Origin of the sequence: Brevundimonas sp. (genome assembly GCF_036405315.1) — a bacterium.
Taxonomy (GTDB): domain Bacteria; phylum Pseudomonadota; class Alphaproteobacteria; order Caulobacterales; family Caulobacteraceae; genus Brevundimonas.
The window spans coordinates 1-4,884 of record NZ_DASWXW010000141.1 but is presented as its reverse complement, the minus strand read 5'-3'; the positions used below and the strand labels follow the sequence as shown (position 1 = coordinate 4,884).

The 4,884-nt window shown below is 69.5% G+C and carries 6 protein-coding genes; 3 read left to right on the top strand and 3 right to left on the bottom strand.

The genetic code is table 11. The features are described from left to right. The coding region (locus tag VGE49_RS08510) for a response regulator (RefSeq protein ID WP_331034127.1) at positions 1 to 266 on the bottom strand (266 nt) is incomplete at its 3' end. A 58-nt stretch (positions 267 to 324) separates the two neighbouring features. Next, positions 325 to 1,035, bottom strand: a complete 711-nt coding sequence (locus VGE49_RS08505) for a YggS family pyridoxal phosphate-dependent enzyme (RefSeq protein WP_331034126.1) — start codon at positions 1,033 to 1,035, stop codon at positions 325 to 327. Here VGE49_RS08505 and VGE49_RS08500 point away from each other — a divergent pair. After that, positions 1,034 to 1,675: a thiamine phosphate synthase gene (locus tag VGE49_RS08500; protein ID WP_331034125.1), complete on the top strand. Its 642-nt coding sequence runs from the start codon at positions 1,034 to 1,036 to the stop codon at positions 1,673 to 1,675. The genes VGE49_RS08505 and VGE49_RS08500 overlap by 2 nt on opposite strands. Positions 1,676 to 1,688: 13 nt before the next feature. Here VGE49_RS08500 and VGE49_RS08495 read toward each other — a convergent pair whose 3' ends face one another. Next, positions 1,689 to 2,087 carry an NtrZ family periplasmic regulatory protein gene (locus tag VGE49_RS08495; RefSeq protein ID WP_331034124.1) on the bottom strand — a complete coding sequence of 133 codons (399 nt, stop codon included), beginning with the start codon at positions 2,085 to 2,087 and terminating at the stop codon, positions 1,689 to 1,691. A 332-nt stretch (positions 2,088 to 2,419) separates the two neighbouring features. Here VGE49_RS08495 and VGE49_RS08490 point away from each other — a divergent pair, with 332 nt between their 5' ends. Beyond that, positions 2,420 to 2,866 carry a DUF3576 domain-containing protein gene (locus VGE49_RS08490; protein WP_331034123.1) on the top strand — a complete coding sequence of 149 codons (447 nt, stop codon included), beginning with the start codon at positions 2,420 to 2,422 and terminating at the stop codon, positions 2,864 to 2,866. Positions 2,867 to 2,949: 83 nt separating this feature from the next. After that, positions 2,950 to 4,884 (top strand): leucine--tRNA ligase (gene leuS, locus VGE49_RS08485; RefSeq protein ID WP_331034122.1); only part of this gene is annotated, 1,935 nt, incomplete at its 3' end.

Genomic DNA, 4,884 nt, shown 5'->3' with positions numbered 1-4,884 from the left:
TCCGACGACTGGGCCGTCAGCATGATGACCGGGGTCGAGACCCCCGCCTTGCGGATCAGGCGGCAGGCCTCGCGGCCGTCCATGTCGGGCAGGTCGACGTCCAGCAGGATCAGGTCGGCGCGAACCTCGCGCGCCTGACGCACCCCGTCGGTGGCGGTCGAGGCCTGGACGGGACGAAACTCCTCGTGCAGGGCCAGCTGCTCGGCCAAGGCCTCGCGCAGGTCGTCGTCGTCGTCGATGATGAGGATGGTCTTGGGGGTCGCCATGACTAGAGAATGGCGAGGCTTGAGGGGTTCGCCAAGGGTGCTCCGCTATTTCATCGCTTTAAGAGGGCTTTAGGGGCGCAATTCGTTCCCCGAACAGGGCCGAACCGACCCGGACATGGGTCGCGCCGAGGCGAATGGCGGTTTCATAGTCGCCGCTCATCCCCATCGACAGGACCGACAGGCCGTTGCGGGCGGCGATCTCGGCCAACAGGGCGAAGTGCGGCTCGGGCGCTTCGTCCGCCGGGGGGATGCACATCAGCCCTTCAACGCTCAGGCCGTGGGCGTCGCGGGCCGAGGCGATCAGGGCGTCGGCGTCTTCAGGCAGGACCCCGGCCTTCTGCGGCTCGGCGCCGGTGTTGACCTGGACCAGGACGCGGGGACGGCGGCCGGTCCTGGCCATGGCCGCCGCCAGCGCCGCCGCCAGCTTTTCACGGTCCAGGGTCTCGACGACGTCGAACAGCTCGGCCGCCTCGACCGCCTTGTTGGTCTGCAGCGGGCCGATCAGGCGCAGTTCCAGATCGGGGAAGGCGGCGCGGCGGCCGGCCCAGTGCGCCTGCGCCTCCTGCACCCGGTTCTCGCCGAAGACGCGCTGGCCGGTCGCGAGCGCCGCGTCCAGCGCCTCGGCGCCTTGCGTCTTGGACACGGCGGTCAGGGTCACGGACGCCGGGTCGCGGCCCGCCGCGACGCAGACCCGGGCGATGCGGTCGCGCACGGCGGCGAATCGATCAGCAATGGACGAAACGGCGGAAGCGGGATTAGAGGCGGTCATGACCCTGTCCGAGGACGCGCGCACGCTGTGGGAGACGGCGACGGCTCTAGCCCGTGCGGCGGCGGCTGTCAGCCCGCCGAAACATCCCCTGCCCCCGCTTCTGTTCTTCACCGACCCGACGCGCACCCCCCGGCCGTGGGAGACGGCGGCGCGCCTGCCGGCCGGCGCGGGGGTGGTCTTCCGTCCCTTCGGCGCGACCGATGCGCTGGAGACCGGCCGGCGGCTGCGGGCGGCGACCCAGGCGGCCGGGGTGCGCCTGCTGGTCGGGCTCGACGCCGACCTGGCCGAGCGGATCGGGGCCGACGGGGTGCACCTGCCGGAGCGGGCTCTGTCGGCGGCCTACGCCCTGTCGGGACGACGGCCGGACTGGCTGCTGACCGGCGCCGTCCATTCGCTGGAGGCGGCGAAGGCCGCGCGCGATCTGGACGCCCTGGTCCTGTCGCCGGTGTTCCCGGCGGGCGGCGCCTCGGCGGACAAGAAGGCGCTGGGCATCGAGGGCTTCACGGCGACGGCGGCGCTCGCCGCCTGCCCCGTCTACGCCCTGGGCGGTATCAGCGCGGGCAATGTCGCGGATCTGATCGGATCGGGCGCATGCGGCGTCGCGGGCGTGGACGCCCTGCAGACCGCCTTCAGGCCCTGAGGGCCCTGCGCGATCAGAACTTGAAGATGGTTTCCAGACGCACGCGCGGCGCGGCGCGGCGATCGGCGGCGCTTTCGGGGGCGCGGGCCGGGTCGATCTCGGGCGAGGCCAGGTTGGCGGCGGCGCCGACGCGCAGGCGAGGGCTGAGGCGGTAGTAGGCGCCGGCCTCGACGTCGCCCCAGTCGGTTTCGCGGCCGACCGGCTGGTTCAGGTTGAAGTTCAGGCCCCAACGGCCGCTGTCGTTCCAGCGCAGGCCGCGACGTTGCGGCGCGACCGAGGAGGTCGACGACTGGGCGGCGGCTTCGGTCAGCGAGACGGCAGGCGCACGGCGCGCTTGCGCCGAGGCGTCATCAGCCGTTCCGGCGACAGCCAGAACGCTCACAGTCGCAGCGATGATCGCAACGAAACGCATCTTCCAACCCTTGGAGCGGCGTTCCCGCGCCGGTCCTTGTTCCTGAACCCAGGGCCGAAGCCCGAGAACCCAGCGATTAGACACCGCTGGTCCACCCGGTCAACGCAACGTGGCCGTGCGCGAGCGGTTCCACGCGACTCTGGCGCCGCCCTGTGGCGCTGACAGCACGCCAATAAGTCGGCTTGGGTCGCCCGAACACGGGTTCGCCTTGTCATCGCCCCTTTTCACCGTGTTATAGAGCGTCGCTGCGGCGCAGACGTGCGCGGCTTCGGGCGCGCGCGCACGAGGTCCGCATCACGGCTCGACCTCGAACCCTTACGGAGATTCTCGGAATGGCATTTGTTCGCGGCGCTGCGGTCGCCCTGATCGCGTCGGGACTGCTGCTCGGCGGCTGCTCCAGCCTGCCCTTCGTCGGCGCCAAGGAAAAGGCCCCCAAGGCCGACGCCCAGCTCGGCATCGGCGTCAACGCCTATCTGTGGCGCGCCACCCTGGACACCCTGGCCTTCATGCCCCTGGCCAGCGCCGACCCGTGGGGCGGCGTGGTCAACTATGACTGGTACGTCAATCCGCAGGCGCCGAACGAACGCTTCAAGGCCACCGTCTTCATCCTGGATCGCCGCCTGCGCGCCGACGCCCTCAACGTCTCCGTGACCAAGGAAGTCAAGGACGCCGCCGGCGCCTGGACCGCCGCCCCGGTCGCGGCCCAGACGGAAACCGATCTGGAAAACGCCATCCTGACGCGCGCGCGCCAGCTCAACCTCGCCAACGCGGCTCGCTAAGAGCCGCCTCTCCTCCGCCACCCCAACGCAGACCTCAGGGCCGCCTCAAGCTTCGCGCCTGAGGCGACACCTCAGGATACGCCGTGGCCACTCGTTACGAGCCCAAGACCGCCGAACCCCGCCAGCAGGCCCGCTGGGCGGACGCTGACGCCTTTTCGGTGTCCAACGCCGATACCGGCCGTCCGAAATACTATGTCCTCGAGATGTTCCCCTATCCGTCGGGCAACATCCACATGGGCCACGCCCGCAACTATGTGATGGGCGACGTGGTGGCGCGTCACAAGCGGGCCCAAGGGTTCGACGTCCTGCACCCCATGGGCTGGGACGCCTTCGGCATGCCGGCCGAGAACGCGGCCATGGAGCGCGGCGTCCATCCCGGCGACTGGACCTGGTCCAACATCGCCACGATGCGCGACCAGTTGAAGCTGCTGGGCCTGTCGCTGGACTGGAGCCGCGAGTTCGCCACCTGCGATCCGGCCTATTACGGCAAGCAGCAGGCCTGGTTCCTGGAGCTGTACAAACGCGGTCTGGTCTATCGCAAGGACGGCGTGGTCAACTGGGATCCGGTCGACAACACCGTCCTGGCCAATGAACAGGTCATCGACGGGCGCGGCTGGCGCTCGGGCGCCCTGGTCGAGAAGCGCAAGCTGAACCAGTGGTTCCTGCGCATTACTCAGTATGCGGATGATCTGATCGACGGCCTCTCCGACCTGGAAGGCCGTTGGCCTGACAAGGTCCGTCTGATGCAGGAAAACTGGATCGGCCGGTCCAGGGGTCTGCAGATGAAGTGGGCCTTCGCGCCCGACGCCGCCCCGGCCGGTCATGAGACGGTCGAGGTCTACACCACCCGCCCCGACACCCTGTTCGGCGCCAGCTTCGTGGGCCTGGCCCCCGATCACCCGATCTCGAAGCAACTGGCCGAGGCGGATCCCCGGGTCGCCGCCTTCGTCGCCGAATGCCGCAAGGGCGGCGCCTCTCAGGCCGAGATCGAACAGGCCGAGAAGATCGGCTGGGACACGGGCCTGAAGGTCGTCCACCCCTTCACCGGCGCCGAGATCCCGGTCTGGATCGCCAACTTCATCCTGTCGGAATACGGCACGGGCGCCATCTTCGCCTGCCCGGCCCACGATCAGCGCGACCTGGACTTCGCCCGCAAATACGGCCTGCCGGTCATCCCGGTCGTCCGCCCCGAGGGCGCCGGCGACGACTTCGTCGTGGGAACCGAGGCCTACACCGGCCCCGGCTCCATCTTCCATTCCGACTTCCTCAACGGCCTCGACATCGAGACCGCCAAGGCCGAGGCCATCGCCCGCATCGAGGCGGCGGGTCAGGGCGAGGCCAAGACCATCTATCGCCTGCGCGACTGGGGCGTCAGCCGCCAACGCTACTGGGGCTGCCCCATCCCCATCATCCACTGCGAAACCTGCGGCCCGGTGGCCGCGCCCGCCGACCAGCTGCCGGTCGAACTGCCCAAGGATGTGAGCTTCGACGTGCCCGGCAACCCGCTGGACCGTCACCCGACCTGGAAACACGTCGCCTGCCCCACTTGCGGCGGCGAAGCCCGTCGCGAAACGGATACGCTCGACACCTTCGTCGATTCCAGCTGGTACTTCGCCCGCTTCGCCGATCCCAAGGCCGATGAGCCGATCAACAAGGCCGCCGCGTCCCGGTGGCTGCCGGTCGATCAGTATATCGGCGGCGTCGAGCATGCGGTCCTGCACCTGCTCTACGCCCGCTTCATCACCCGCGCCCTGTCGGACGCCGGCCTGATGGACGTGAAGGAGCCCTTCGCCGGCCTGTTCACGCAAGGGATGGTGGTCCACGAAACCTACTACGAAGGTCATGAGCCCAGCGGCAAGCCGCGCTGGGTCGAGCCTTCGGACGTGCGCATCGAGACGGTGGACGGCCAGCGCGTCGCCACCCGCCTGTCCAACGGCGCCGCCCTGACCATCGGCGACATCGAGAAGATGTCCAAGTCCAAGAAGAACGTGGTCGCGCCCCAGGACATCATCGAGGCC